This is a genomic window from Bradyrhizobium sp. CCGE-LA001, assembly GCF_000296215.2.
GTDB lineage: Bacteria > Pseudomonadota > Alphaproteobacteria > Rhizobiales > Xanthobacteraceae > Bradyrhizobium.
In genome coordinates, this window is the sequence record NZ_CP013949.1 from 1,066,035 (window position 1) to 1,092,753 (window position 26,719).

Below are 26,719 nucleotides of genomic sequence, written 5' to 3' on the forward strand. Positions count from 1 at the left end.
GAAATTCCGGGAGACGCAAAATGAGTGGAAGCGCCGCGGCCGTGATGACGAAGCCCGCCTTTCGCAAGGTCGAATGGCTCAAGCGCGACATCGCCATCGAGCGCCGCGATGATGGCACGGTGGTGCTGAAGTCGCGCATTCCGCTGCAGGCTTACGAGAAGCACATTCCGGCCTCGCTGGCGAAATGGGCGCGGGAAGCGCCCGAACGCATCTGGCTGGCGCAGCGGGGCGGGCCCAACCGCGAATGGCGCAAGGTCTCCTACGGCGAGGCCAAACGCACCGTCGATGCGCTGACGCAGGCGCTGCTCAACCTCAAGCTCGATGGGCGGCCGGTCACGATCCTCTCCGGCAATTCGATCGAGCACGCGCTGATGACGCAAGCGGCAATGCAGGCGCGCGCACCGGCGGCTCCGGTGTCACCGGCCTATTCGCTGATGAGCCACGATCACGTCAAGCTGAAATACCTGTTCGACCTGATCAAGCCGGCCGTGGTGATGGTGCAGGATGGCCCGACCTTCGAGAAGGCCCTGAAGGCGCTCAATCTCACCGGCGTCACGGTGGTTCACGTCGCGCGCCCCTGCGACGGGATCAAGAGCGTCAGTTTTGCCGAGCTGGCGGCAACGCCTGTGACCACCGATGTCGAGGCGTCGATCGCACAGATCACGCCGCAGACCGTCGGCAAGCTGCTGTTCACCTCAGGCTCGACCGGCATGCCCAAGGCCGTCATCAACACGCAGGAGATGATGTGCGCCAATGCGGCGATGATGATGCAGGTGCGGCCGCGCTCGCCTGATGGTCCGATCTCCACCATGCTGGACTGGATGCCCTGGAATCACACCATGGGTGGCAATGCCGCGTTTCACCCGATCCTGGTCGATGGCGGCACGCTCTATATCGACGACGGCCGGCCGATGCCGGGCCAGTTCGAGGAGACGCTGCGAAACCTACGCGAGATCTCGCCGACCTATTACGCCAACGTGCCGGCCGGATATGCGGCGCTCGCGGCTGCCATGGAGAAGGACGATGCGCTGTGTCGCTCCTTCTTCAAGAATCTGTCGATCATGGCCTATGGCGGTGCGCGGCTGCCCGACGATCTCTACGATCGCATGCAGGCGCTCGCGGTGAAGACCACCGGCGAGCGCATCGTGTTCTACACCGGCTGGGGCTCGACCGAGACCGCGCCGACCTCGACCGGCACCTATTGGGATACCGAGCGCGTCGGACTGATTGGCCTGCCGTTCCCCGGAGTCGAGTTGAAGATGGTGCCGTGCGGCTCGAAATACGAGCTGCGCCTGCGCGGCGTCAACGTCACGCCCGGCTATTTCGGCCAGCCGGAGCTGACGAAGAAGATGTTCGACGAGGAGGGCTTTTACTGCATTGGCGATGCTGGCATCTTCGTTGACGACGCCGATCCGGTGGAGGGAATCATCTTTGCCGGCCGCGTGGTGGAAGACTTCAAGCTCACCACCGGCACTTTCGTGCATGTCGGCTCGCTCCGCACCGACGCGATCGCGGCCGCGACGCCTGTCGTGCACGACGCACTGGTCGCGGGACAGGATCGCGCCTTCATTGGCCTCTTGGCCTGGCCGAACTTGCACGCCTGCCGTCAGCTCGTCGGCAATCCCGATCTGAGCTTTGCCGATGCGGTGAAGCATCCGGAGGTCATCGCCTGCTTCAAGCGCGGGCTCGAAGCGCACAATAAAGAATGCGAGGGAGCCAGCAGCCGCATCATCGCCCGCGCGATGCTGATGGTCGAGCCGCCTTCGATCGACGGCAACGAGCTCACCGACAAGGGCTACATCAACCAGCGTGCCGGCCTCGAGCGCCGCGCCGCGCTGGTGGAGCGGCTCTATGCGGATCAACCGGACGGGGATGTGATCGTGCTGCGATGAGTGCGCAACTTTATCCCTCGTCATTCCGGGCTCGCGCCAAGGGGCGCGCGCCCCGGAATGACTCCCCAATGAATGGAACGAATAAACGAGGATAGCCCGCCATGAACTTCGATTTCTCCGACGATCAGAAACAGCTCCGCGACCAGGCGCGCAAATTCCTCGCTGAAAAATGCTCGCCCAAGGCGGTGCGCGTCGTGCTCGACGGCAAGGCGCCTTACGATAAGGAGCTGTGGAAGGGGCTGGCCGAGATGGGCTTTCTCGGGGTCGCCTTCCCGGAAGAGTTCGGCGGTGCGGGTGCAGGTCATCTCGAGCTCTGTGTGATCGCGGAGGAGATGGGCCGCGCCAACGCGCCGGTGCCGTTCTCCTCGACGGTGTATCTCGCCGCCGAGGCGCTGCTGATCGCCGGCACCGACGCGCAGAAGAAGAAATGGTTGCCGGCGATCGCCTCGGGCGAGGCGATCGGCACGCTGGCGCTGTTCGAGGGTAAGGGCAATCCGTCACCGAAGAACGTCAAGCTGACGGCCGCGAATGGCGTGCTCAACGGCGTCAAGAAGCCGGTCGCCGACGGCGCCATTGCCGATTTCGCGGTGGTTGCGGCGCGCACGGGATCGAGCGGTCGCGATAGCGACATCTCGCTGTTCCTGGTCGATCTCAAAGCCGGCCGCGCCGAGGTGAAGAGCCTCACCAATCTCGATCCGACCCGGGGGCAGGCCGAAATCACCTTTAAGGATTGTAAGGCCGAGCCGCTGGGAGCTGCCGGTGATGGCTGGAGCATCCTCACGCAGGTGCTAGACCGCGCGGCGGTGCTCTGCGCGTTCGAGCAGGTCGGTGGGTCCGACCGCGCGCTGGAGATGGGCCGCGACTACGCGCTCGACCGCATCGCTTTCGGCCGGCAGATCGGCTCGTTCCAGGCGGTCAAGCACATGCTCGCCGACATGTATGTCTCGGCGACGCTGGCGCGCTCGAACAGCTATTACGGCGCCTGGGCGCTCTCGACCAATGCCGCCGAGCTGCCGGAAGCCGCGGCCGCCGCACGCATCAGCGCGACGCAGGCGTTCCAGCACTGCGCCAAGAACAACATCCAGGTTCACGGCGGAATGGGTTTCACCTGGGAGTTCGACTGCCACATGTACTACCGCCGCGCCAATGCGATGGCGCTCGGGCTCGGCAGCCTCACCTATTGGGAAGACCAGCTGATCGACCGCATGCGCAAGAAGAACGCGGCGTAATCCACCTCTCGTGTCCCGGACGCGATGCGGCGCGAAGTGCCGCGTCGCAGAGCCGGGACCCAGGGGCTGCAATAGACCCCGGATCTGCAGCGCATCACTTCGTGCTGCGCAGCGTCCGGGGAACGAAACCGAGAGATGAGACCATGAACTTCGACGATACCCCGCAGGAAGCCGAATTCCGCGCTACCGCCCGCGCCTGGATCGACGCGAACGCGCCCAAGCAGTACGAGGACGAGCTGCGCAAATCCTCGCTCGGCCGCACCGTGCTGAAGAACGCAGACATTCTCGAGGTCGCAAAGGCCTGGCAGAAGAAGAAGGCCGACGCCGGCTGGGCCTGCCTGCACTGGCCGAAGGAATATGGCGGTCGCGGCTCATCGCCGATCGAGCGCGTGATCTGGCAGCAGGAGGAGGGGCCGTTCGGCCAGCTCTCCCGCATGTTCATCATCGGCCACGGCATGTGCGGGCCGACCATGATGGCGTTCGCTCGCGAGGAGCACAAGCGCACCTATCTGCCGCCGCTGGCTTCGGGAGAGAAGGTGTGGTGCCAACTGTTCTCCGAGCCGGCCGGCGGCTCGGACGTTGCGGGCCTGCGCACCCGCGCGGAGAAGGACGGCGACGACTGGGTGATCAACGGCCAGAAGATCTGGACCTCCGGCGCGCATTATTCCGACTACGGCATCCTGCTCACCCGCACCGATCCGACCGTGCCCAAGCACAAAGGCCTCACCATGTTCTTCCTGGACATGAAGAGCCCCGGCGTCGAGGTGCGGCCGATCAAGCAGGCCAGCGGCGCCTCCGACTTCAACGAGGTCTATTTCACCAATGTCCGCATCCCCGACCATCAGCGCCTCGGTGAGGTCGGTGACGGCTGGAACGTCTCGCTGACCACGCTGATGAACGAGCGCAGCGCGATCGGCGCGGCCGTCTCGACCGGTTTCCCGGAGCTGTTCGAATATTGCTCCAGCCTCGTGCTCGACGACGGCCCGGCGATCGAGGATCCCGCGGTGCGTTCGAAGCTGGCAAACTGGGCCGTGAAGGCGAGCGGGCTGAAATACACCAGCATGCGCGCGATCTCGGCGCTGTCGAAGGGCGAGCGGCCGGGGCCGGAAAACTCCATCGGTAAGCTGGTCGCAGGCTCCATGATCCAGGACGTCGCGACTTATGCGCTGGACCTGCAGGGCGCAAGCGGTGTGATCAGCGGCGAGGATGCCGAACTCGCCGGCCGTTTCCAGGCCATGCTGCTGCGCGCGCCCGGCACCCGCGTCGAAGGCGGCACCGACGAGATCATGCGCAACATCATCGCCGAGCGGGTGCTGGGCCTGCCCGGCGATATCAGGGTCGACAAGGACGTGCCGTTCAACAAGATCCCGACGAAGGGAAGAGGTTAGAATCGTAGGGTGGGCAAAGGCGCGCCACGCGCCGTGCCCACGCATTCTATCGAGGGGAGGTGGTGGGCACGCTTCGCTTTGCCCACCCTACGCACCGCGCAAGGATTGAGAGGTCCGCCATGAATTTCGACGACACCCCGCAGGAAGCCGCATTCCGCGAGACCGCGCGCAAATGGGTCGAGGCCAATGCGCCGAAGGAGTTGCACGCCGAGCTGTCGAAATCCTCGCTCGGCCGCATCCGGCTCGCTCACCACGATATCGTCGATGTCGGCAAGGCCTGGCAGAAGAAGAAGGCCAAAGGCGGCTGGGCCTGCCTGCACTGGCCGAAGGAGTATGGCGGCCGCGGCGCGACGCCGATCGAGAAGGTGATCTGGCAGCAGGAAGAGGGCGTCTACGGCAAGCTGACACAGCCGTTCCAGATCGGCGAGGGCATGTGCGGCCCGACCGTGATGGCGTTCGGCAGCGAGGAGGCCAAGCGCCGCTATCTGCCCAAGCTCGCCTCGGGCGAGGAGATCTGGTGCCAACTGTTCTCCGAGCCGTCGGCCGGCTCCGACGTTGCGGGCCTGCGCACGCGCGCGGAGAAGAAGGGCGACGATTGGGTCGTCAACGGCCAGAAGATCTGGACCTCCGGCGCGCATTATTCCGACTACGGTCTCCTGATCGCGCGCACCGATCCCAACGTGCCCAAGCACAAGGGCCTCACCATGTTCTTCCTGGACATGAAGAGCGAGGGCGTCGAAGTGCGTCCGATCAAGCAGGCCAACGGCATGCAGGAGTTCAACGAGGTCTATTTCACCGACGTGGTGATCCCCGACAGCCAGCGTCTCGGCGCCGTCGGCGACGGCTGGAGCGTGTCGCTGACCACGCTGATGAACGAGCGCATGTCGATCGGCGCGCGGCTCGCGACCGGCGTCCCCGAAATGTTCGAGTTCTGCTCCAGTCTCATGCTGGAGGACGGCCTCGCGATCGACGATCCCGCGGTGCGCTCGAAGCTCGCGAGCTGGGCGGCGAAGTCGAACGGGCTGAAATTCACCAGCTACCGCACCATCTCGGCGTTGTCGAAGGGCGAGCGGCCGGGCCCGGAGAATTCCATCGGCAAGCTGGTCTCGGGCATGATGCTCCAGGACATCGCGACCTACGCCATGGACCTCCAGGGCGCAGCCGGTGTTCTGACCGGCAATGACGAGGAGACGGTGCAGGGCCAGTTCCAGCAGATGCTGCTGTCCTCGCCCTCGATGCGCATCGCCGGTGGTACCGACGAGATCCTGCGCAACATCATCGCCGAGCGGGTGCTGGGTCTGCCGGGCGATATTCGTGTCGACAAGGACGTGCCGTATAACAAGATCCCGACCAAGGGCAGATAGACGACCGGGGCACGAAAGCGAGTTGATTTATGGACGCTAAAGTCAATCAGAACGACCGTATCGGGGTGCTCGAAGAGCTCCTCAACGAGCGCTACTCGGTCCGCGCCTTCCTCCCCAAGGAGGTCGACCGCGCCACCATCGAGCATGTGCTGACGACCGCACAGCGTACGGCGTCATGGTGCAACAGCCAGCCCTGGCAGGTGGTCATCGCCAGTGGCGCGGCCAAGGAACGCTTTCGCCTGGCCATCTACAAGGAGGCCTCGGGGGGACTCGGCGACGATTACGATTTCACGCCGCCGCGCGAATATGTCGGGGTCTATCTCGAACGCCGGCGCGAGAGCGGCTTCCAGCTCTACAACACGCTCGGCATCGCCCGCGGCGACAAGATGGCTTACGCCAAGCAGGCGCTGGAGAACTACAATTTCTTCGGCGCGCCGCATGTCGCGATCATCCACACCAACGAGCCGCTCGGCATCTACGGTGCGATCGATTGCGGCGCCTATGTCTCCAACTTCATGCTGGCGGCGCAGGCGCTCGGCCTTGGCACGATTCCGCAGGCCGCGCTCGCGCGCCATTCCGGCCTGATCCGCCGCCACTTCAACCTGCCTGAGGATCGCCGCGTCGTCTGCGGCATCTCGTTCGGCTATGCCGACCACGCGCACAAGGTCAACAGCTACCGCACCTCGCGGGCCAATGTCCCCGACACCGTGACCTTTGCGGACGAGTGATTCTCGCAGGCACGCAAAGGCGGCCGCGCAAGCGGCCGCCTCGATGTCGTCTCGAACCTGACGATGCCGGCCGTCAGCCGCCGCTGCCGCCGATCACGGCGCGCACGGTCTCGTCGGGCCCGAAGTCCTCGGCGCCCTCGACATAGAGCAGCGCGGCGAGCTTCGAGCGGGCGCGGTTGACGCGGCTCTTGATCGTGCCGACCGCACACCCGCAGATCGACGCCGCGTCCTCATAGGAGAAGCCGGAGGCGCCGACCAGGATCAACGCCTCACGCTGGTCCTGCGGAAGCTTGTCGAGCGCCGTGCGAAACTCCTCGAACTCGAGATGCGCGTTTTGCGACGGTTGCGTCTTCAGCGTCTTGGCGTAGTTGCCTTCGGCATCCTCGACCTCCCGCCGCCGCTTGCGATAGTCGGAGCGGAACAGGTTGCGCAGGATTGTGAACAGCCACGCCGGCAGGTTGGAGCCGGGCTGGAACGAGTCGATGTTGGCCAGCGCGCGAAGCAGCGTCTCCTGCACCAAATCGTCGGCGCGGTCCGCATTGCCGCTGAGCGAGATGGCGAACGCGCGCAAGCTCGGCACGGCCGCCAGGATGTCGTTACGCAGGGAGTCCGTGAGAGGCATTAATCCCTCCCATTGTTGTTGTCGTTGGATCCCCCACCATTTTCAACTTGGGGCGTCGCTCCTGGCGCATCAAGCTTTTTGATCAGCTCCGCGAACCGATCCGGAACCCCCTGCCGCACGACGTCGTCGTACATGGCGCGGAGCTGATGCCCGATCCGGGATTGAATCTCCGGAGTGAGCCCTCCCTTGCCGGGGGTCGTGCTTTTGCTGGCTTGAGACTTGAGATCTTTCATGACCTGTTCCACGTTTCCCCGAGTTAAGTGACTGTAAAATCGAGAAGTTTTCTCAACCGGGAGCCGTTCCCTGGATAGGCACAATGCGACGTGAGATAAAAAGTTCCGCCCCGTGCGGAACTTTTCTTAGCGTAAAGCGTAAACAGCCCAGCAGGGGAACCCGGGCCCCCCGCGTCAAACGCCCTATTGAGGCCGGCCCGAAGATGAATGGAGTGGGGATGTCCCGTTCACAGCTCGTTGCTGAACACTTGCCATTGTTGCGCCGGTATGCGCGCGCCCTGACGGGCAGCCAGGCCTCCGGTGACGCCTATGTCGCAGCCATGTTGGAAGCGATGCTGGGAGATCCGTCGGTGCTTGACGAGAGCCATGGGCCGCGCGCCGGCTTGTTCCGGCTGTTCACCCAGATCTGGAATTCGGTCTCCGTCAATGACGATGCTGAGGTGACGACCCTGCCGATGCCGCCGGAGCGGCGGCTGTCGAACATCACGCCGCTGCCGCGGCAGGCCTTCCTGCTGCTCTCGCTCGAGGGGTTCTCCGAGGAGGAAGTCGGTTTCATCCTCGGCACCGACGTCGCGGAGACGCGGCGGCTTGCCGATACCGCCGGACGCGAGATGGCGGCGGAGATCGCCACCGACGTGCTGATCATCGAGGACGAGACCTTCATTGCCATGGACCTCGAGAGCCTGGTGAAGAATCTCGGCCACAACGTCGTCGGCGTCGCGCGCACCCATGCCGATGCGGTGGCGCTGGCCAAGAACAAGCGTCCCGGCCTGATCCTTGCCGACATCCAGCTCGCCGACGGCTCGTCGGGCCTCGACGCCGTCAACGAGTTGCTCCGCACCTTCGAGGTGCCGGTGGTGTTCATCACCGCCTACCCCGAGCGTTTTCTCACCGGCGAGCGCCCCGAGCCGGCATTCCTGATCTCGAAACCGTTCCAGCCCGCAATGGTTTCGGCGGTCGCGAGCCAGGCCCTGTTCTTCCAGCGCAACTCGCGCAACCGCACGCCGAAGGCGCCGGCGGCGTAGCGAAAGGCTGACTTCGAAACGAGGACGGCGCGCTGCAAGGCGCGCCGTTCTTTGTTTGCCTAGTCTTTTCAGCAGCCTCGGCAGATGCTGCGCATCTTGGCATCGATCTTGGCTTGTTCTGCGGCCGACTCTGTCGGCGGCAGGCTGCCCGACCACGGCGGCGTCGTTTTCGCCCTGAAGACGATGGGCGCCGTGAGGTGAAGACTGTCCTCCTGAATCTCGGCGGGCGGCTGGGGAAATGGCGCAGCCGCTTCCACCATAGCCAGGGCCGCGGCGTCCAGTTCGGTGGAGCCCGTGCTTTCGGCCAGTGCGCTCGAAATCAAATTCCCAGTCCGATCGAGAACAAGCAGGACTTTCGCCGTACCGCCTTCGGGAGACGAATTGCGCGGATAGATCCTCTTGCTGGCCAATCGATTAGAAACTTGCCTCTTCCAAGCATTGATAGAGCTCTCTTGGGTATCTGGGTCCGCAGTCTGCGTATACGCGGGGAGGGGCACCAGCAATCCGAGAAGCGCGGCGAGCAAGGGCAATTTCATCTGTATCGATGCGGATACTAGTCGCCGTCAGGTTGATTGCAAGTCCAGATGCGCGCACCGCGTTTGCGCTTGTGGGCAGTTCAAGGGGCTGCGAAGCACGCTTGACGACGGTTAGATTGCCTCGTTGATATCTCTGGCCGATGACGCTCATCGTTGCCTCAAGCCGCCAGGAGATTTCTCACAATGGACCAGCAGATCCTCGATCGCCTCGCCATCCGCGACCTCGTCGAGAATTGGGCGGTGTGGCGTGATGCCGGGGACTGGGAGCGCTTTGCGACCGTCTGGCACGAAGAGGGCTGGATGTCGGCCACCTGGTTTCAGGGCCCGGCGCGGGATTTCATGCGGGTCAGCCAGGAGGGCTTTGCCAAGGGCGTGCGCATCCTGCACTTCCTCGGTGGCACCAGCATCGACCTCGAAGGCGTGCGGGCCATCGCCCAGACCAAGATGACGATCTCGCAGCGCGCCCTGGTGCACGACGTGCTCTGCGACGTCGTTTGCACCGGGCGCTTCTATGATTTCCTGGAGAAGCGGCAAGACCAATCAGGCATCGGAAAGTGGGGCATCGTCCGCCGCCAGCCGATCTACGAGAAGGACCGGATCGACCCGGTCGATCCCGCCGCGACGCTTCGGCTCGACCAGAAAGCGCTCGCAGCGCTCCCGGAAGGCTACCGCCACCTCGCCTATATGCAGGAGCTGATCGGCTACAAGGTCAAGCGCGATATGCCCGGCCTGATCGGCCCCGAGGTCGAGAAGCTCTATGGCGAGGGGCGGGAGTGGTTGGCGGGGGAGGCCAAATCATCCGACGCAAAGTGAGGCCCAGACAAAAGTAAGGCGCGACTGGCATCACCCCGGCTGTGGTGGGCGTTCGGAGGTGTTCGGATCAGTTCAGAGCAGTAAGAAATATGGAAGTTGAATCAACGGCTTAGATCAGCTATAACGTCCCGCATAGTTCAATCACATTCCGTCCCAAACTGCTCAAATCGGCGATGATGTTAGGGACGTTGTTAGGGACGGTCCATGGCCAGACAATTGCACAAGCTCTCCGCGCGAGCGGTTGAGACTATTACCAAGCAAGGCTACCACAGCGACGGCGGCGGGCTCTATCTCTTGGTCGGCACGGAGGGCCGGCGATCATGGGCGTTCATCTATCGCCAGAGGGGCACGGGAAGACGCAGGGAGCTTGGACTCGGGACGGCAAAGTCGAAGGACCGAGACGGGCTCACGCTCGCCGACGCCCGCCTTAAGGCCGAAGAGAGCCGAGCCGCGATCCGTGGCGGCAAGGACCCAGACGCGAACCGCAAGGCCGCAGCGCTCGCGGGAACCACGTTCGGCGAGTTCGCTGACGCATTTTTGGAATCGATCAAGGCGGGCTTCAAGGGCCGGTTGACGCACGCCGATTGGAAGCGAGACTTGGAAGCGAGGGCGGCGAAGCTCCGGCCTAAGACCCTTCAGGACATCACAACCGCCGATGTGCTGGAAGTCATCTCGCCCATTTGGCTCACGATCAACAGAACAGCCCGTGAGACGCGTTCCCGGATTGAGCGCGTGTTAGAAGCGGCTGACTCAAAGGGCCTCCGGACGGGCCGCAATCCGGCCGCTTGGAAGGCACTAAAGCCTTTGCTGCCGAGGCCGAAGAAGTCGAAGCGGCACCATAAGGCGGCGCCCTACGCGGACGTGCCGGGTATCGTGCAGGTGCTCCGTACGAAGCACGGCGGTGCCGACACCGCCGTGAACCTTGCGGCGGAGTACATCATCCTAACGGCGGTGCGGACCGGCGAAGCCCGCTTCATGCGGAAGCGCGAAGTTAATTTCAAGGACGCGTTGTGGACCATCCCCGCCGAGCGGATGAAAACGGAAGACCATCCGGAGGGCAGGCCGCATGAAGTGCCGTTGTGCGCTCGCGCCGTCGGGATCCTGCGCGCAGCGATGCCCAAGGATCTGGACCCGAGCGCCTACGTGTTCGCCGGGCAGTGGTCCCACGACCACAGCAAGCCGCTAGGCATGAACGCCGTTCTGCACGCGCTTCAGAAAATCTACCCGGCGATGACGACGCACGGTTGCCGGTCCAGCTTCCGGGATTGGTGCGGCGACGAAACCCACGTACCGCGGGAAATCGCAGAGATGGCCCTAGCGCACAAGGTGGGCGACGAAGTAGAGCAAGCCTATCGGCGCGGCACTGCATTGAAGAAGCGGCGCGAGCTAATGGAAGCGTGGGGCCGCTACGTCGAAGGCGAGTCCAGCGTCGTGAAACTTGCTGCGGTCAGTTGAAGTCGGGATGATGGCCGATTGGCTTCGTCAAACTACGAATCTGAGGGTCGGACGTTCGAATCGTTCCGGGCGCGCCAGCACTTAGCGGCTTCTCCCGTGAAAAAATACGAGTGCTTTACGGATTTGCAAGGAAGCGGCACTTGGCTCCGTTGACTGGTCGGCTGCGCCGCTCCTCAGCTCATAACCTGAAGGTCATAGGTCCAAATCCTATCCCCGCAACCAAATAAGTCGCTGTCTTGCCGCGAAAACTCAAGCCGCTTTGGTGAGCGGCTTTTTGTTTGTCGGGAATCGCCACCGAGTCGCCACGCTGAGATCTGCGACTGCCGCGAGCAGGCATCGCTTTTGATCGGTGCACCTGAATGCGCTCAGTGCCGTGTCGCGAGTTCGAATCCCTCTCGCTCCGCCAGCTCCTCTCGCGAACCCCCTCTCCACTTTTATCTTAGGGCTTTTTGCCCTAGTTTTTCGCGCTATTTGCCGACGAACCGTACTGAGCGAATCAGTTGTGCGCCTGGAGCCTTCTCCAATGCCCCTGACTTCTCCGGACCTCTGTACTTTCTGGGCAGGCAACGGACCATAAGACTCATTGAAACTTCAGGAGTTTCACTCTTCGTAAAACAGAAGAGTGCGTTTCTCGCTCGGCTGCCAAGATTGTCAAAAATTCAGTCGTCCGATTAGGATGTTGACAACGTCCGTTTCGGAATCTCAGGGATTCCTCCGCAGCATGACTTGCGAGGCTATTGCCTTCCCGCGGCGGTTGCGGAATCGTTAGCCCACCGCTCGGATCGATGGATTCGCATGTCAGATGAACTTAGCCCGATAAAGCTCAAAGACTTCTTGGCAGCGCTAAACGTGCCGGACCTCGAGCAATTACCTCTCGTACACACCACCGAGAGTTCGCGCATCTTCAGCATTCTTAATCAGGCCAAGCTGAAGGCAACGCCTTGCAACGTGTTTAGAGGTGAGAACCTTTGTTACTTCTTCGTAGGTCGTCCTGCATACAAGTTTCAGCTGAGCGAACCCAACCCATACTACTGGCAACTGCCGATGGTGTTTGTGGTCAAGTTCCACGACGCCTTAAAGTCAAAACGGATTCTTCCATTCGACAGCGGCGCGTTCAAGAGTTCTCGGCTGCCGTCCCATATCTTAGGCTTCGACATTGCAGATTTTGATCTCGCCCCCGATACCTCCCTGGTCACTAGATTGATCTCCACGTTCTACGGGTCCAACGCCAACTACTTCAAGGCCATGGGCATGAAGCCAGAAGCGCTTGAGGAGCGCCACGTTCTGTCTCCGATGCATCTACAAATTTTGTCTCTCGCGCAACTGTACTCTCAGCCGCGCACGTTAGATAGCGACGACAGGAAATCGACCATTGAGCTGCAAATTGAAGGTGATGTGGAGATTGGCGACGGTCACCTCCTCGGCATAATCCTCCCGGATGACTTTAGGCGCTCTGCAGAGATAGTCGCCAAATTGAACTCGTTCGGATGCCAGATCGAGTACTATCCTTTCTATCCACTGCGTAGTGATCATTTTTACTATGCGATTTACGATGGGGTTGCGAGGGTCCTCAAGAATAATGGATACGGCTAGTGCGTATCTCTTCCGCAAAAATGTTGGGAGCCGTGCGATTAACTGAGGCTGAGGATGGGATTGGCATCGCGCTGTTTGGATTCAGCGACAGCAATGAGACTTATGTCGCGGAAACAGACTATGATCTTCGGATAACGAATTTCGCTCCGATCAGGCCGGATGAATACCCGATTGACTACTCAATCACAAAGGAGGCGCGAGGTGCCGCCGTCCATATTGGCGATCCTTGTCCGATACCGTACTGGATTGGCAATGAGCCGGGCCTTGTCCATGGGGACATATCGATACAAGAGTTCGAGGAGCGATTTGGAGATGCTCTGAGGGATGACGGCGTCATAACGGACCTGCGAGAAATAATTGGCAGAAGTCGAACGCAATTTTACCAGAAAGAGCGGCAGCTAGATGCTCAACGGCAGGTCCTTAAAGACTTCGAGGACATCTTTGACGAATACCCCGTTCATTCTCGCTACTGGGTGTCTCGCTTCAAGGCCGCCGTTTTAAATGCGATTCAGTCGGATGACAGCGAGCAGGCGCGGTCGCGATTGCGCGGCCGGATACTCGAATGGGTCAAGCAATTCCGACACAAGACAAACCTGCGCTTGCTTAGCTCTGCCCTTTCCAGCGCCCAACCACACGTGCTGACTTTACTGGAAGTTAAGCTCGTCCTTTTCGACTACTTGGCTCAGCGATTTTCTTCTCGTGATGTCACCTCATTGCGCCGACCGGACGTGCGCGAAGTGATCAATCAGTACTTTCCCATGGGTCTTTACGGCTTCATTACCTTAGACAAGCCTGAAATCCTCCAGGTGCTCGGGGGGTCAGGCGCTGAATTCGCTTATGATGCTCTTTGGAGCGGTAGTCGCATCAATTTAGTGAGCCAACTACTCCGAATGTTTCCTGAAAGTGAGAATGGAGATTTCCACGACGTGATCGTAGCTAGCTCTGTGATCTTTGGATCATCTGAACTGCCAGACGAGGTCTTCGAGCGGGTGCATGACGCCTACAGCAGGAAGCTGTTCGACCTTGAGCAGAACATCAATTACGCTTACCGACTTATTTTTCGCGACAAGCTGTTAGCTGATCAGTGGGCGGAAACCGCAAAAGAGCTTCTGCTCGGGATTGAGGAGGTAAACGGACTATTGAGGTTAAGAGAGGGCGCCTACCGATTAAGCGGGAAAATTCCCGTCGATGAACGTCCGATTGCCTCCAAAGTTGTGGAAGAACTGAGGGCCTACACAGCAACGCGGACCTCCGCACGATGAGTAAAGCTCTGGTTGGCGGGGAATTTGAATGCTCGAATTTCTGAAGTCTGACATCGGTAAGGTGGCGCTGGGGGGAGCCATTGCCGTAGCTGGCCAACTTACCGCCACGTTAATAGGGTGGCTAAAAGAGGCGCGCCTCGCTGCGACCAAGAAACGCAAGGATGCGGAGTATCTCGCAATGCGTCTCGTGCTCGTATTGGATACTCTCGTAGGCGCTTGTTACAACGCAGTCCATGACCCGCTTACCGAGGATAATCAGGGCATCCTCGAAAACACGGTGCTCGACCCGACGCTCACGCTTCCTCTAGATGGCGACTACAAAGCGCTCCCGCGAAGCCTAATGTACGAATTGCTTTCCATGCCGAATAAGCTAGATGGCATCAACGAGGGGCTTTCCGCCACGGCAAACATTTCAGGGCCTCCCGACCACCAAGAATATTATGAGTACCGGGAGGAGCACTGGTCGAAACTCGGTCTCAAAGCGCTCGGACTGATCGACGCGTTGTGCCACCAATACAAAATTCCGCCGCCGGAGCGACCTCCGCATTACACACCCAGGGAATCATTCCGTGAAGTGGTAGCAAAAATACAAGAGGCCAAGCGGGAGCGCAACGAGCGCAACAACGCCACTATCGCAAAGTTGAGCGCAGCGGCGACGCTGCCGACCTGACATGCTCGCATCGCCTTTCTATTCATTGTCGAGTTGCTCTCTTGCTCTTCGTCGTATCGTCGACGACGAGATGGGCTCGAGGCAATCCGACGTCTGCCAGTCAGCCGACGCCAGACATGGCACGCGTATCCTTGGCAAGGAACAGATTGTCTAGTTCGCTTTGAACGTTGTAGTATTTCAACAGCTTGACCTTGAAGGCGGCTAGATCTTCCAACATCAAATCCGTTGAGGCTGGGATAGCCACTCCGAAAAACAGTCCATCTTCCTCGATCATCAAGGATCGGGCGCAAAAGCCGCGCAATAAATTTGTGACCACATCGACCCTTAAGTTCGTTCCGGAATGTGCAAGCTGTTCTGAAAGCCGCCCCGGAGACACAATGTCTAGGCAGGTGAGTTCATACAGGAGCGACGCTGGATATAAAAAAACATCGCTGGCAAGCATGGTAGGGTCGCGTCGGTCCTCGACAACAATACGTTTTCCAGGTAGCCGGGCGTAAGTCAGAGACGCTCCACATCCGAACCGCTCGCGCCACCTCTGAACCCTTTCGTAGGTCTTCTTGGCCCGGCTGACTGAGATGCCGAGATTTTCTTCTACATCAAAGAAATACGTAAGTCGGTCGTGCCACTGCTTATAATCGGGAAAGATGTTCGCAAAGGTGCGAGCTGCTGAAATTTTCGAGATGCCAAAAGTTTCGGGCTGCATCTGCATTGGACTAAATCGTTGAACGCGAATTTCTGGCATCGACGACGGTGGTTCGAGGTGGGAAATAGCATCTATAATGATATCTTGTTCGTCGTAGTCGACGTCGCGTTCCCCAGGTATTCCCCAGAGCAAATTCCACGAAACCTCTATTCCAAAATAGCGAGCCCATTTTAGCAGGTACACATTTTGCAGGCCGGAAATACCCTTCTTAACAATCTTCAGCAAACGCGCACTAAACGATTCAATTCCGGGCTGTATCCCTGTCACCCCCCCTAGGAACAGGCCTCGTATTTCGTCGACGGTCATGTTCCCCTTCACCTCATAGAAGATGTCCAAATTCAGACCGCGACTATGAAGCTCAGGAAAAACAGTCCGTATGTATGATCGAGGCATAATATTATCTACGAACTGAAGCCGTCGTACGTTGTAGCTGCTTACCACCCCCTCAATCAGTTGGATTGCTCCCCGATCATCTTGGTTTGAGTATTCCATGTTGGCGCCGTTCAGCCCGCAAAAGACGCAGTGCTGCTTCGCTCCCCACCAGCAGCCACGGGACGTCTCCAGTGGTATCCGGTGAAATCGCCAGAGCCAATGCCGGTCGATGCCGGTCGTCGCCGCAACTTTGTAAAAGCCGCTATAGTCTGGAATGCCGCTCTCAGCCAGGTTGACTCGGCTCTCAGGCGAACGGACGATCCCAGTCGGGGTTCGCCGAGCCAAGTTCGGAACAGAGGCGATGTCAGCATGCTGTTCTAATGCATCCAGCAGCCTTGGTAACGTTTCTTCGCCCTCACCAGTACAAACAAAATCGATCTCAGGAAGCGCTTCAAGCCAGGCAACGCCCATGTCTGCGTGGAAATTGGCGCCGCCGCATACTATCGGTGTAGCCGGAAACTTTCGCTTTAGCCGTTTGATGAATCCGATAGTAGCCGCTTGCTGCTGGAACGTGCTTGAGAACGCGAATATGTCGAAGTCGGCCCAAGTGTAGAGCTCTTCCAGTCGGGAAAAGAACGTTTCCGAGAGGCGACAAACCGCCTCTAAATCCTCGATCAAGGCCGTGACGTGATCACTCTCAACTCCCTCTCGCTTCATCAGCGCAGCATAATAGTCGGGGCGCGAGATCGGCCGAATGTTAGCTTGTTCGGAGAACAAGAAATTACCGGCGAGGAGGTCGTAGTCGTTGAAGAGTCGGTGATAATTGTCAAAGCCAACGTGCTGTGCATAGAGCACGTTGGCGTATATATCTTCACAGTCGTGCTCGGAACGAGCAAGCCGGCTTTTCAGAGCACCTAGTGCTGCCGATGGTGTTATTGCCAATGCGGAGGGCATGTTGATGAGCGCACACCGCATCGGGGTATCCCCATTAATAGAATCTGATTGTGACAGATCCTCCCATGGGAGTCGCGCTCTTCGTCTTAGCTTGCTCCAGCTCGTTCGCGACTTTCTCGTTGTCTATTGTCACTTTCGAGCCTGACACCGTGAAGGCGTCGAGGGAAATCTCTTGCGTGGTGTTGATCTCAGCCTTCCGCTCCGTAGGTGGCATTCTATCCTCCTTCAACGTTCAGTAGGCACCCGCAAGTACAAACCAACGTGAGGGTGGAGTCAATATGAAGGGCCCGGAGCAAGAAAGCGATCCCTCGCCTTGGTTTTAGGCCAGCTCCGGACCGCGTGCGGTTCGACCCGGTTATTTGATCGACTAATTTTTCGCGGACGTCCGAGACCGCAGCCGTATGCGCCTCATTCAAAAACCCGCGGGAAAACAATCGCATAGCGCTTCCCAGTCATGCTTTCGGGCGCGCCACGTTCCGCCGAATCCCGTTTCCACCCAAATGGCGGAAGTGGTTTGAAGAGGCCTATTGGGCGGGCACAAACGGGGGGCACGCATCCGGCTTCCTGAAGAGTCCTCGTTCCACCATGTACTGAGTCCAGCATGCGGAGCGGGTCCCAAGATTTAGAACGGCACTCAATCGGAGAAGCCCAGAGGCGGTATGGTTCAGTGTAACGTCGATGCCGGCTCCGTGTTCTCGCCATCCCGAAGAACCAAGCTGCGGAAAGTGTTCCAGGCCACGATTCACTGGCGTGGGTTTGGCGGCTACGTGGGGGAGCGCGGGCCGAAAGCAGGTTGGCTGGAAGCTGCTGCAGCATGACCACCCAGCGACGAAAGACTACGAGCCAACAGTCACTTTCCAAGTGGCGACTACAGGAGAGGAGCCCCGGCCATGGCGAGTGTTATCTGCGGGCTGTAATCCAGAAAGCCGCCTGCCGGAGCACGAGCATCGCTCGTTAGTCAGATGGGGCAATGCTTGAAAAAATACAAAAACCAACTACAAAGGGCAATCTTTCCCGGCGCAAAAAGTCAGTCTTTTCAATGAGTAGATCGGGCGGCGGCAGTACCCACCCAACTGTACCAGATTGCTGCTCTCCGGTCCGCCTCACCGCTCGCGCTCAAGGAAGCGCCGCATGCCTGCGGCGATACATCCGCTAGCAGCTCTTCTCTTTAAGTTCACGAAACGAAATGCCTCCGCTGCGTCACCCAATCCGGAGGGAATGGCTTCAACAACGATTTGAGCTCAAGTGTTTTGCTTTGGCGACCATCCAAGATGGACTGGACTAGATCGGGAGCTAGCAAAGTAAGACGGAGCACTCGGCAGACGTAGGACTCGTTCACTGCTTCACGCTTGGAAAGCTCCGCTGCGGAAGCGTAGTATCCAGTTTCAATAAGTCGGCGCCATCGGTGCGCTTTCGCGAGAGCAGTAATAAGGCTGTTGCTTGGTCGGGATCGAGGTGCCGCCCAAGCCTCTACGCCGGCTGGAACTACAATTTGCTTCCTGCCGCTGCTCTGCCTGAAATCGACCGGGATGCTAACTACCAGCTCGCCTCCGTCGCGGCTGAGCCGCACATTCTGTTTGGGTTTAGTGGTCACGCGGCCTCCGCGATTGTCCCGTTTCCCTTCAGGTCCGCAACTAGCGAAGCGAAGCCATCCACCCGAAGGTGCACATCAACCTTTGCAGCGGAGACGACTACCTTGGCGGTAATAAGCTGCAGGATCCGGGATTGCTCAGCCGGGAATAACTCGCCCCAGACTTGGTCAAAATCGACGAGGGCATCGCGGACCCATCGCTCGGTGGTCCCGGGCATGTGGATCCGCATTTTTTTCCAGGTCGCGACGATCAGCTCGGGCGAGGCGAGCACGCGCCGGACTTGGTCGACGACGATTTCCTCAATTTCCCCTGCGGGGACGCGAAATGCCGCGCCTGATGCAGCCGCGCCTTTGATCGTCTGCTGGCTGACGTAATAGCGGTACAGCTTGCCCCGACGGCGGGTATGGGTTGGAGACATTGCCACCCCAGCGGAATCAAAAATGAGCCCTTTGAGCAGGGCAGGGGTCTGCGCCCGGTGCTTTGCAGCTCGCTTGCGAGGGCTCTCCTGCAGGATGGAGTGCACCTGGTCCCAAAGTTTGCGCTCAATGATCGCATCGTGCTCGCCCGGGTAAGCGGTACCCTTGTGCACGGCGTCTCCAACGTAGGTCCGGTTGTTGAGCATCTTGTAGAGCACGCCCTTATCGATCGCCTGGCCGTAGCGATTGCGGACGTCCTTCTGCTTGAGTTCTCGGGAGAGGAGGGTGGCAGATCCCAGAGTCACGAACCTGCGGAATATCCATCGGACGGTCTCCGCATCCTTATCGTTGATCACTAGCTTGCGATCTCTGACCTCGTAGCCGAACGGCGCCCAGCCGCCCATCCACATGCCCTTCTTGCGAGAAGCCGCGAACTTGTCGCGGATGCGTTCGCCGGTCACCTCGCGCTCGAATTGGGCAAAGGAGAGCAAGATGTTCAGTGTCAGCCGGCCCATGGAGGTCGTTGTATTGAAGGACTGCGTGACGGAGACAAAGGTGACCGTGCGTCGGTCGAAAGCTTCCACCAGCTTTGAAAAGTCCATTAACGACCGCGACAGCCGGTCGATCTTGTAGACTACGACCACGTCGACCTTGCCTGCCTCGATGTCGGCCAAAAGGCGCTTGAGGGCGGGGCGTTCCAGCGTGCCGCCGGAGAAACCGCCGTCGTCATATTGATCAGGAACGAGAAGCCAGCCTTCCTGCTTGTGGCTTGCGACATAGGCTTCGCACGCCTCTCGCTGGGCCTCTAGGGAGTTGAACTCCATGTCCAGGCCTTCTTCGCTGGACTTGCGGGTGTAGACCGCACACCGCAGCTTGCGCACGACCGGCTTGCTCATGACGTCCGCTGGCTCTTAAGTCCAAAGAAGATCAGGCCATTCCGGCGCGTGCCCGTGATGGCTATGGCGACCGCAGAAAGCGACTTGTAAGGCCTGCCTTGGTATTCAAAGTCGGCCTCGCGGACCGTTACCCGGTGCTCAACGCCCTTCCACTCCCGAATGAGGCGCGTGCCGCTGACGGGGCGGTCCGAATTTTTGTGCCGAATGCGCTTGCTGCCCTTGGTCGGCAGGTCGGCCGCCAGGGCTTCCAGGCGCCGGACGGTGTCAGCGGACAGTCCACCGTACGCCAGCTCCTGGATCCGGTACGCCAGCCGGCTCTCGAGGAAACGGCGGTTGTAGGGAGGGGGCTCCGAGCCGAACAGCTCGCGCCAGCGCGCCTTTAGCGTACCCACGGGGGCACTCTTAAGGGCCGAAATCTGCGCCAAAACGCCGCCGCTAGCCATCCGTCGTTCTCCATTCCAAAGGCGCAGCATGTCCGCTCTGGTCGGGCGAGATGTCGAGTGAAACATCTCCCTTGTGGTCGGAAAATCCGCTTGCCTTTCGGGCCTGGATCCGGCTGAGGCCGAGCGCCAAAAGCTCGGCGATTTCGGAAATACGGTGCTCTGAGGATGCTTCGGACATGCCCCCAAACTGCTGACCGCAAGATCGCCGTCCAGCAAAATCCATTCAACCTGCAGAGCGTCGGACTTCGTCGCCAATAATCGTACTTGGTCGTGTCGAACAGATTGTGCAGAAGCCGGCGATTTGCCTCGCACTCCCGCAAAAGCAGAAGAAAATCCGCAGAGTGATTCGGGGGACTAGGCATCGCCATGCCGAACGAGAAAGGGACGATTGCACAAACAATCCAGGAGGCCGTCTCGGCTGAGCTTTATCAAGAAGCTCAGGCCGCCCGAATTTCGAGGGGCCGGAGAGGTCGGTTTGTGCTCAGTCCGGGCCTGCACGGATCGCCTGATCCTCGCTACCGAGAATTCCGGTTCAAGGATGCGGCCTGGAAGCTTTTGAAGTCTGAGGTCGAGGGTGACCTTCGAAATATGCTCAAAGCAGGTAAGCTGTCTTCGACTGGGCGCTTCGGGAGCGTTGCGGCGAACGAGCGTTCGATACCTATCTAGCGGTTGGCAGCACATCAAGATCATTGATTGGGAAGAATCAACCGCTCGCGAACAACCAACTGGCGTGCCAATTTTCGACATCCGGATCTCTATGTGCGTTGTGAAGGCGAACCCAACCGAATCCAAGGCCGTCCAAAATGTTGAGCAGAAGCTACCGCGGAAAGAAAGAGTCATCCGTACCCTAGCCGGTCTGATGAAAGCCCATCCTGAAGAACCGTGCCTGACAAAAGCACAACTGAGGAAGAGTGGACTCAGTCAAAGAGAGCTTGAAGACTGCTGGACCAAGGCACTTTCGCGAGCGGGCAATCCGCCAGCTTGGGAGGCATCTGGACGGCGCAAGAGCAGTTGGCTCGCAAAGCTGTCAAAGTCCGACAGGCTCGAGCTCGGCATTTAGCAACATGCGCGAGCCGCGCGTTCCACGTGAAACCAACCGGTTACGCCGGGCTGCGGCAGAGACCTTTTGGAATCGATACACACGTATTGAATACGCTAATTTAATCACAGCGACTATTACGGGCCGCTGAGAACGACATTTTGACCCCGTTCGATTTTTGAAAGGGGTTACCTATGTCAAACAGCTCGTCCCTTGCTCTCCTCACCGAGGAGCAAGCCGCAGATTTTCTCTCATTGTCTGTCCGCACGCTGCAGGCATGGCGCTTGCGTGGCGCCGGCCCAAGGTTTGTGCGCGCAGGCCGCGCGGTTCGTTATCAGCAGTCTGAGCTGATCGCCTGGATCGCCAACAACACGGTCGGGCGGTAGTCCAGGCCATGAAGCGGCATTGGATGCCTCTCTACATTGCCGATTATCTCGCCCACACCGCTCATCTCACCACGGTGGAGCATGGCGCATACCTGCTGCTCCTGATGCATTACTGGATCAAGGGCGAACCGCCAGCGAGTGACGATATCGCTCGCCGCGTCACGCGAATGACGAACCGTCAGTGGGCTAAATCGTCAACCGTTCTGAAGTCTCTTTTTTGCGACGGTTGGCGGCACGAGGTTCTCGACCTTGAATTGGCGAAAGTCATTGAAAAGTCGACGATCGCTTCTGCCAACGCACGCAAGGCGCACGGCGATCGCAAGCCGACGCCAGCCCGCCCGCAAGAGACAAACACACATCACACTCAGAATCACATTGATAGTGATGTTGGGAAGGGACGCGACGCCCCCATTCCAAAATTGGACAGGGGAATTCAGGAAGTGGAGGGGCTTGTCGATGCCTTCCTGAGCGCCCCCGGCTTTCCTGATCGTTCTCGCGCTCCACCCAGCTGGTACAATTTGCTGGATCGTGCGGGCCTCTGGGCCAAGTCCTACCCGGCAAACATGATCCAGGAGACCCGGCAAATCGCCGCGAAGTCGCCTAGCCCAAAGCCCTTAGCCTACTACGAAAAGGTGTTCGCGACCGCATTCGCGCGCCTGCAGCAGCCATTGCCAACCGTATCAACGCCAAGCGCGGAGGCCGCCTATGTCCGACGAAGATCAAACCAACGGCAGTCCATTCGGGAAGTTCTCGATGCACGAATCGCAGCAGCCGAACAAGACCAGCCAGTCCGATGCGACGAAGTTCACGAAGCTACTCCTCGGCTCATACAGCCGGGTGGAGGCCGATGACCCTGAGGTTTTCGCGTCGGCCGTGGTGCGACTGTTCTGCTACTACCCGGTCGATGTCGTGACTCGAGTCTGTGATCCGGTGTTTGGTTTGGCTACGAAGCTGAAGTGGTTTCCTACCCTTGCCGAGATCAAGTCGGAATGCACTGCGGTGTCAGCAGAGTTCGCCCATAGAGAGCGGCGCAAAAACCTGGGCAGATCAATTCCTCCTCCGGTGGACAGGCAGGGCCGTCCCACCATGGAGGAGCTAAAGGCGAAGTATGGACCCAACTGGGGGATCGCTCAGGAAGAGAAATCATCTGGTGGGCCAATGAATAAGCCCGACTGCAAATCCATGACGAATGAGCAATTGGCCAAGCACTACAAGAAGTACGGCTTGGGTGGCTTGATCAAGAAATCTCAGGAGTAGGCGGTTTCATCGAAAGAGATGGTTCGGCAATGAAATGACCGAAGAGGTGTTAACCGCGTTAACCGTGTTAACCTTAGGATTTAGATGGTTCGACTGGCGAGGCAGCGCGGGCTTGAAGCCCGCGTGTTGTTCGATGTGCCTGTCAACCATCGCGTCAACCATGTCAACTGTGTCAACCTAACTTTCGAAGTGCTCCGGCTAGCGCGAGAGCGGGGTGCGAATTACCCGCGGTCGAATTCAAATGCCAGAGGGACCCGTGACCTAGCGCGCGACGGTTATGTCGGTTATCCCGACAAAGAGGATGTGTCTACGCTCTTGCTTCATGCCCGCTATTGACCCTAAGCGGAACTCGTCCAAAGATTCAGGCGTCTTTTCCGGACGCACGAGATCGTGTACTCTTTAAGTAGCTGTCGTCGCAGGCGGGAAATGCCGAATTCCTCGCGGGACTAAACGGACAGCAATCGTGCCATCGGCAGCATTGCACTCGAAAAACCGACTTCCTTTTTCGCCGGTCCTTCAGCATTCGCATTCTAACGCGGGTGCGCGCAAGGCGCGCCCGGATGCTTTGAATCTGAAACGCGGGCCCCACAGCGTGCCTGCGAGGGAGGAGATCTCCATGGCTGACCACCCCACCATTTCGACTGAATATGACCTGGCGTCGCCGACCCTGCCGACCACGATGGTCACTCGCCGCTCGCTCCTCGGCGGGGCCGGCATGGCAGTTGGCGCAGCCGTGCTTGCGTCTCCGCCGGGCATGCCCGGAGTAGCCCCGGCCACGGCGCAGACTGTGGGCGTGGGCGCGGAGGCACGACCCCTGGACGCGGCGTTCAAGCGCCGCGCCTTCGAAGTCCGAGCGGCCTGCGCAAGCAACAACGAGAAAATTCCCATCGCGGCCCACCCGGCGAATGGCGATGAGGCGCGCTACACCAACAAGATCGGCTCCGATACACGGGGCCTGCCGCACGACAAACGCGGCGAAGTGGAGCAAGCTGCATGGCAGGCCCTCGCTACCGCTTGCCAGTCGGGCGATCCCGCTGATTTCGAGAAAATCCCGCTCGGCGGCACGCGCAAACTGGTTAATCCCGTCGGCACGGAGGCCGTCAGTCTGAGCGGCATGAGCCCTACTCAGATTGCGATACCGCCGGCGCCGGCCCTTGCAGGTGCGGAGCGCGGCGGCGAGGCGGTCGAGGTATATTGGCAATCCCTGCTTCGCGACGTTCCGCTTACCGAGTTGCGCGACGACACCTCCAATCGCGACGTGCTTGCAGCAACCGAGGAGATCAACAAGCTTACCGATTTCCGGGGGCCGAAGTCTGGTGGGCGGGTCACACCCGGTACGCTGTTCCGTGCCAATGCGCTTTACTTTGACCCGACTGACCCGAAGGGCCGCTCCGTTACGCCTCCAGGCGTTTTGGACGGCCCGATGATCTCGCAATTCCTGCTGCGCGACGTGCCCTATGCCGCACAATGGATCAGTGCTCAAATTCGCACCGCGCTGCCCACCAGCGAATTCCTGACCGAATACGAGGAGTGGCTGGCGATCCAGAACGGCACCGCACCGAAACGTCAATTGCAGTTCGACGCGACACCTCGATACATCACGACAGGAAGAGATCTCGCGGAATATATCCACACTGGTCCTGCACTTGGGTGGGCGGCGGCACTTATCCTTGCAACGCCCGGCGGCGGGAAGGACCAACGTTACTCCGGCATGTACCCACCGGCCGAGCCCGTGTCCTACCCGTCGAGCCCGTATCGGAAATCGAAAACCCAGGGGCCTGGGGGTGGCACCTTCGGATTGCCCCATGTGCAGGCGCTACTCGCCACGGGGATCAGCAACTCCGTGCGCGCGTCCTATTGGCAGAAGTATTTCGTGCACCGGGCTGTGCGACCGGAAGCCTACGGCGCTCTGGCACACCATCGCCTCGCCAATGGCGTAAGCGACTACCCGCTGCACGATAACTTCCTGAAATCGGAAGCCCTTGAGCGTAGCAAGGCCAAATACGACACCTATCTTCTGTCACAAACCTATCCCGAGGGCGCGCCCTTCCACTCCACCTATCCCGGCGGTGCCACGAGCGTTGGCGCCGTCACGGCTACGATATTGAAGGCGTTTTTCGACGAGAGCCGCGTCATCGCCAACCCGGTACAGCCCGATCCGGCTGACCCGACGAAGCTGGTGCCCTATAACGGCCCGCCACTCACGATTGGTGGAGAGTTGAACAAGCTCGCGGTAAATTTCGGTTTCGGACGGAATTGGGCGGGCATCCACTGGCGTTCCGACGCTGCCGCCTCAATGGCGATCGGCGAGGAAGTGGCTATCGGCATGCTGCGGGACGAGCGCATGACCCTCCGCGAACCTTTCGACGGCTTCTCCTTCACGTGCTTCGACGGCAGCCGCGTGACGATCTGACAGCAGTCGGGCGACGCCCCCTGCCGTGGGGCGCCACCCGGTCCTGTGCAGAGTAACTGGCGATTGCGACCACCACTGGCGATCCGAGATTAGCGCGCACTAGGGCGCTTGGCGGCAGCTTTGTACATGGCCGCTGTTTGTTTCCTCTCAAGTAGCCCTGATGGAAACAGTCGGGGTCACAGCGCTCGCTCGACCACCGAAAAATGCGGCGAGCGCGCCCAGAAGGAGGGCAAGGGCGCCGAACAATGCGCCCTGCGATACACGCTTCGCCGCGGTGTCGGCCGCCTGCTTTGCCTGCTCTTTGGTCTTCGCCACCGTATCCTTGTACTGCTGCTGATACTGAGCGATTTGACCTTTTGCCTCGTCTTGAGAGATGTTCTGCGCCTTGGCCAAGGCGTCAGCCGCCTTGTCATTCGCAGCAGCCTGTTGCGCAGGGTCGCCATTTAGTGCCGCTCGAATAGCTGTCATCGCGGCGTCACGAAGTGCTGCAGGATCCTGGCTCCCAGAAGCGCTTCGCACTTTGCTTTCGATGGCCGCCATCGGGTCGGCAACGTTATTCAGAGAGGGAGCTGCGGTCTGAACTGCAGTCTGAACTGTTCCGCCAAGAGCCTTTCCTGCTCCACCAAGAGCCGAGGACGCGGTGCTGACAGCGCCACCGATCATGCCCGAGGCCGCCGACGAGAGAAGATAGACCACAGTGAGCGTCGAGACCGCCCAAGATATCAGACCGTGATAAGCCGTCGTCGATTGCGATGCTTTGCCGGAAAGCCGGCCAGCAATGTACCCGCCGAGCGCAGCAGTGACTATTCCCGAGACGACAAACCAAATCCCAGCACCGACCGACATTGAGCCCGCGCTAGGCGCGTCGCCTTGAGCGATATCCATCGCCGATAGACCAACGCCCAGGCCGACCATATTGAGGATAATCTGCATGACCAACCCGATTACGGCGCCTGCGAAAACAGCGCCCCAAGCGACCTGATTCAGCATGATCGTGCGTATGTCGTCGGCAGGAGCGACGTCACTCCTCTGCGGAGGAGATCGATGATTCTGGCGAGGCGCTTCGGTTGCGTAAGCCATGATGTCCATACCTAAGGAAGGAGGGGTTCGTGCGCTAAGCCGGCGTTCATCATCATGTTCCTAATTCGCGCCATGACATCTTGCCCGAGCGCCACACTCCTAATCTTCGTCTGTGCTGTCACCCGTTTGCTTGCCGACGTGCATAGCGCTGCCTCTCAAGCGGAGGGTTATCGTAATTACGAAGCAAAGTGTCTCGCCGTAACGGCCCGAGCAACACGAATGACGACCAACGCTCTCACACACCCCGTTTGGTCGCACCTTATGCGTGGCGTTATCAATGATGTCCCTCAGCCTGACTCCGGCATTCCCTTCACCGCCCAACTCAACATTCCACGTGCCGCCACTTATCCCCGAATAC

22 protein-coding genes, 1 tRNA gene and 1 pseudogene are annotated in these 26,719 nt (G+C 59.8%); 16 read left to right on the forward strand and 8 right to left on the reverse strand.

Annotated elements, in window-relative coordinates; all coding sequences use genetic code 11:
* Positions 1–20 precede the first annotated feature (20 nt).
* The 5 genes from BCCGELA001_RS05155 (at position 21) to BCCGELA001_RS05175 (ending at position 6,601) form a co-directional block, all read left to right on the forward strand.
* Positions 21–1,892 carry an AMP-binding protein gene (locus BCCGELA001_RS05155; protein ID WP_060734770.1) on the forward strand — a complete coding sequence of 624 codons (1,872 nt, stop codon included), beginning with the start codon at positions 21–23 and terminating at the stop codon, positions 1,890–1,892.
* A 101-nt stretch (positions 1,893–1,993) separates the two neighbouring features.
* Positions 1,994–3,121: an acyl-CoA dehydrogenase family protein gene (locus BCCGELA001_RS05160; RefSeq protein WP_060734771.1), complete on the forward strand. Its 1,128-nt coding sequence runs from the start codon at positions 1,994–1,996 to the stop codon at positions 3,119–3,121.
* Positions 3,122–3,264: 143 nt separating this feature from the next.
* Entirely contained in the window at positions 3,265–4,509 is a 1,245-nt protein-coding gene (locus BCCGELA001_RS05165) for an acyl-CoA dehydrogenase (RefSeq protein WP_008543560.1), read from the forward strand.
* Between the two features lie 119 nt (positions 4,510–4,628).
* Entirely contained in the window at positions 4,629–5,873 is a 1,245-nt protein-coding gene (locus BCCGELA001_RS05170; protein ID WP_060734772.1) for an acyl-CoA dehydrogenase, read from the forward strand.
* A 29-nt stretch (positions 5,874–5,902) separates the two neighbouring features.
* Positions 5,903–6,601 (forward strand): nitroreductase, encoded by a 699-nt coding sequence (locus BCCGELA001_RS05175; RefSeq protein ID WP_060734773.1) that lies wholly within the window; start codon positions 5,903–5,905, stop codon positions 6,599–6,601.
* 73 nt (positions 6,602–6,674) lie between these two features.
* Here BCCGELA001_RS05175 and BCCGELA001_RS05180 read toward each other — a convergent pair whose 3' ends face one another.
* On the reverse strand, positions 6,675–7,223 hold the full coding sequence (locus BCCGELA001_RS05180) for a sigma-70 family RNA polymerase sigma factor (protein WP_008543571.1): 549 nt from the start codon (positions 7,221–7,223) through the stop codon (positions 6,675–6,677).
* The gene (locus BCCGELA001_RS05185) at positions 7,223–7,456 is read right to left on the reverse strand and encodes a NepR family anti-sigma factor (RefSeq protein WP_007597239.1); all 234 of its coding nucleotides are present in this window, start codon (positions 7,454–7,456) and stop codon (positions 7,223–7,225) included. The genes BCCGELA001_RS05180 and BCCGELA001_RS05185 overlap by 1 nt, the downstream gene beginning before the upstream one ends.
* Before the next feature lie 218 nt (positions 7,457–7,674).
* Between BCCGELA001_RS05185 and BCCGELA001_RS05190 the strand changes: the two genes are divergently transcribed.
* Positions 7,675–8,481, forward strand: coding sequence for a response regulator (locus BCCGELA001_RS05190; protein ID WP_008543577.1), 807 nt, complete (start codon positions 7,675–7,677; stop codon positions 8,479–8,481).
* 68 nt (positions 8,482–8,549) lie between these two features.
* Here BCCGELA001_RS05190 and BCCGELA001_RS05195 read toward each other — a convergent pair whose 3' ends face one another.
* Complete coding sequence (locus BCCGELA001_RS05195; RefSeq protein WP_008543579.1) at positions 8,550–9,017, reverse strand: TonB family protein; 468 nt, start codon at positions 9,015–9,017, stop codon at positions 8,550–8,552.
* A gap of 183 nt (positions 9,018–9,200) precedes the next feature.
* Here BCCGELA001_RS05195 and BCCGELA001_RS05200 point away from each other — a divergent pair, with 183 nt between their 5' ends.
* From BCCGELA001_RS05200 to BCCGELA001_RS05220, 6 genes are all read left to right on the forward strand, one after another.
* On the forward strand, positions 9,201–9,830 hold the full coding sequence (locus tag BCCGELA001_RS05200) for a nuclear transport factor 2 family protein (protein ID WP_060734774.1): 630 nt from the start codon (positions 9,201–9,203) through the stop codon (positions 9,828–9,830).
* Positions 9,831–10,034: 204 nt separating this feature from the next.
* Positions 10,035–11,285, forward strand: a complete 1,251-nt coding sequence (locus BCCGELA001_RS05205) for a tyrosine-type recombinase/integrase (RefSeq protein ID WP_060734775.1) — start codon at positions 10,035–10,037, stop codon at positions 11,283–11,285.
* Positions 11,274–11,362: transfer RNA gene (locus tag BCCGELA001_RS37785), tRNA-Arg, on the forward strand. Before BCCGELA001_RS05205 ends, BCCGELA001_RS37785 begins: the two co-directional genes overlap by 12 nt.
* Positions 11,363–12,080: 718 nt before the next feature.
* Entirely contained in the window at positions 12,081–12,878 is a 798-nt protein-coding gene (locus BCCGELA001_RS05210) for a hypothetical protein (RefSeq protein ID WP_008543590.1), read from the forward strand.
* On the forward strand, positions 12,878–14,140 hold the full coding sequence (locus BCCGELA001_RS05215; RefSeq protein ID WP_144441146.1) for a hypothetical protein: 1,263 nt from the start codon (positions 12,878–12,880) through the stop codon (positions 14,138–14,140). Before BCCGELA001_RS05210 ends, BCCGELA001_RS05215 begins: the two co-directional genes overlap by 1 nt.
* A gap of 28 nt (positions 14,141–14,168) precedes the next feature.
* Positions 14,169–14,810, forward strand: coding sequence for a hypothetical protein (locus BCCGELA001_RS05220; protein ID WP_008543592.1), 642 nt, complete (start codon positions 14,169–14,171; stop codon positions 14,808–14,810).
* 100 nt (positions 14,811–14,910) lie between these two features.
* On the opposite strand, the gene BCCGELA001_RS05225 is transcribed toward BCCGELA001_RS05220, so the two are convergent.
* The 4 genes from BCCGELA001_RS05225 to BCCGELA001_RS36770 all read right to left on the reverse strand — a co-directional run bounded on the left by BCCGELA001_RS05225 (position 14,911) and on the right by BCCGELA001_RS36770 (position 20,364).
* Positions 14,911–16,860, reverse strand: coding sequence for a RiPP maturation radical SAM C-methyltransferase (locus tag BCCGELA001_RS05225; RefSeq protein ID WP_060734776.1), 1,950 nt, complete (start codon positions 16,858–16,860; stop codon positions 14,911–14,913).
* A 1,569-nt stretch (positions 16,861–18,429) separates the two neighbouring features.
* Positions 18,430–19,743 carry a recombinase family protein gene (locus tag BCCGELA001_RS05235; RefSeq protein ID WP_008543595.1) on the reverse strand — a complete coding sequence of 438 codons (1,314 nt, stop codon included), beginning with the start codon at positions 19,741–19,743 and terminating at the stop codon, positions 18,430–18,432.
* Positions 19,740–20,186 carry a DUF2924 domain-containing protein gene (locus tag BCCGELA001_RS05240; protein WP_008543596.1) on the reverse strand — a complete coding sequence of 149 codons (447 nt, stop codon included), beginning with the start codon at positions 20,184–20,186 and terminating at the stop codon, positions 19,740–19,742. Before BCCGELA001_RS05240 ends, BCCGELA001_RS05235 begins: the two co-directional genes overlap by 4 nt.
* On the reverse strand, positions 20,179–20,364 hold the full coding sequence (locus BCCGELA001_RS36770; protein WP_144441147.1) for a hypothetical protein: 186 nt from the start codon (positions 20,362–20,364) through the stop codon (positions 20,179–20,181). The genes BCCGELA001_RS05240 and BCCGELA001_RS36770 overlap by 8 nt, the downstream gene beginning before the upstream one ends.
* Before the next feature lie 1,055 nt (positions 20,365–21,419).
* Here BCCGELA001_RS36770 and BCCGELA001_RS35680 point away from each other — a divergent pair.
* The 4 genes and pseudogenes from BCCGELA001_RS35680 to BCCGELA001_RS05255 all read left to right on the forward strand — a co-directional run bounded on the left by BCCGELA001_RS35680 (position 21,420) and on the right by BCCGELA001_RS05255 (position 25,281).
* Complete coding sequence (locus BCCGELA001_RS35680; protein WP_008543598.1) at positions 21,420–21,611, forward strand: helix-turn-helix transcriptional regulator; 192 nt, start codon at positions 21,420–21,422, stop codon at positions 21,609–21,611.
* A gap of 23 nt (positions 21,612–21,634) precedes the next feature.
* A pseudogene (locus BCCGELA001_RS39400) lies at positions 21,635–21,808 on the forward strand (DUF1376 domain-containing protein); the annotation flags it as partial.
* 508 nt (positions 21,809–22,316) lie between these two features.
* Entirely contained in the window at positions 22,317–22,868 is a 552-nt protein-coding gene (locus tag BCCGELA001_RS05250; RefSeq protein WP_060734777.1) for a hypothetical protein, read from the forward strand.
* Positions 22,869–23,484: 616 nt separating this feature from the next.
* On the forward strand, positions 23,485–25,281 hold the full coding sequence (locus tag BCCGELA001_RS05255) for a vanadium-dependent haloperoxidase (RefSeq protein ID WP_008543600.1): 1,797 nt from the start codon (positions 23,485–23,487) through the stop codon (positions 25,279–25,281).
* Between the two features lie 147 nt (positions 25,282–25,428).
* Here BCCGELA001_RS05255 and BCCGELA001_RS05260 read toward each other — a convergent pair whose 3' ends face one another.
* Positions 25,429–26,271, reverse strand: a complete 843-nt coding sequence (locus BCCGELA001_RS05260; RefSeq protein WP_144441149.1) for a PhnA-like protein — start codon at positions 26,269–26,271, stop codon at positions 25,429–25,431.
* Positions 26,272–26,719 lie beyond the last annotated feature (448 nt).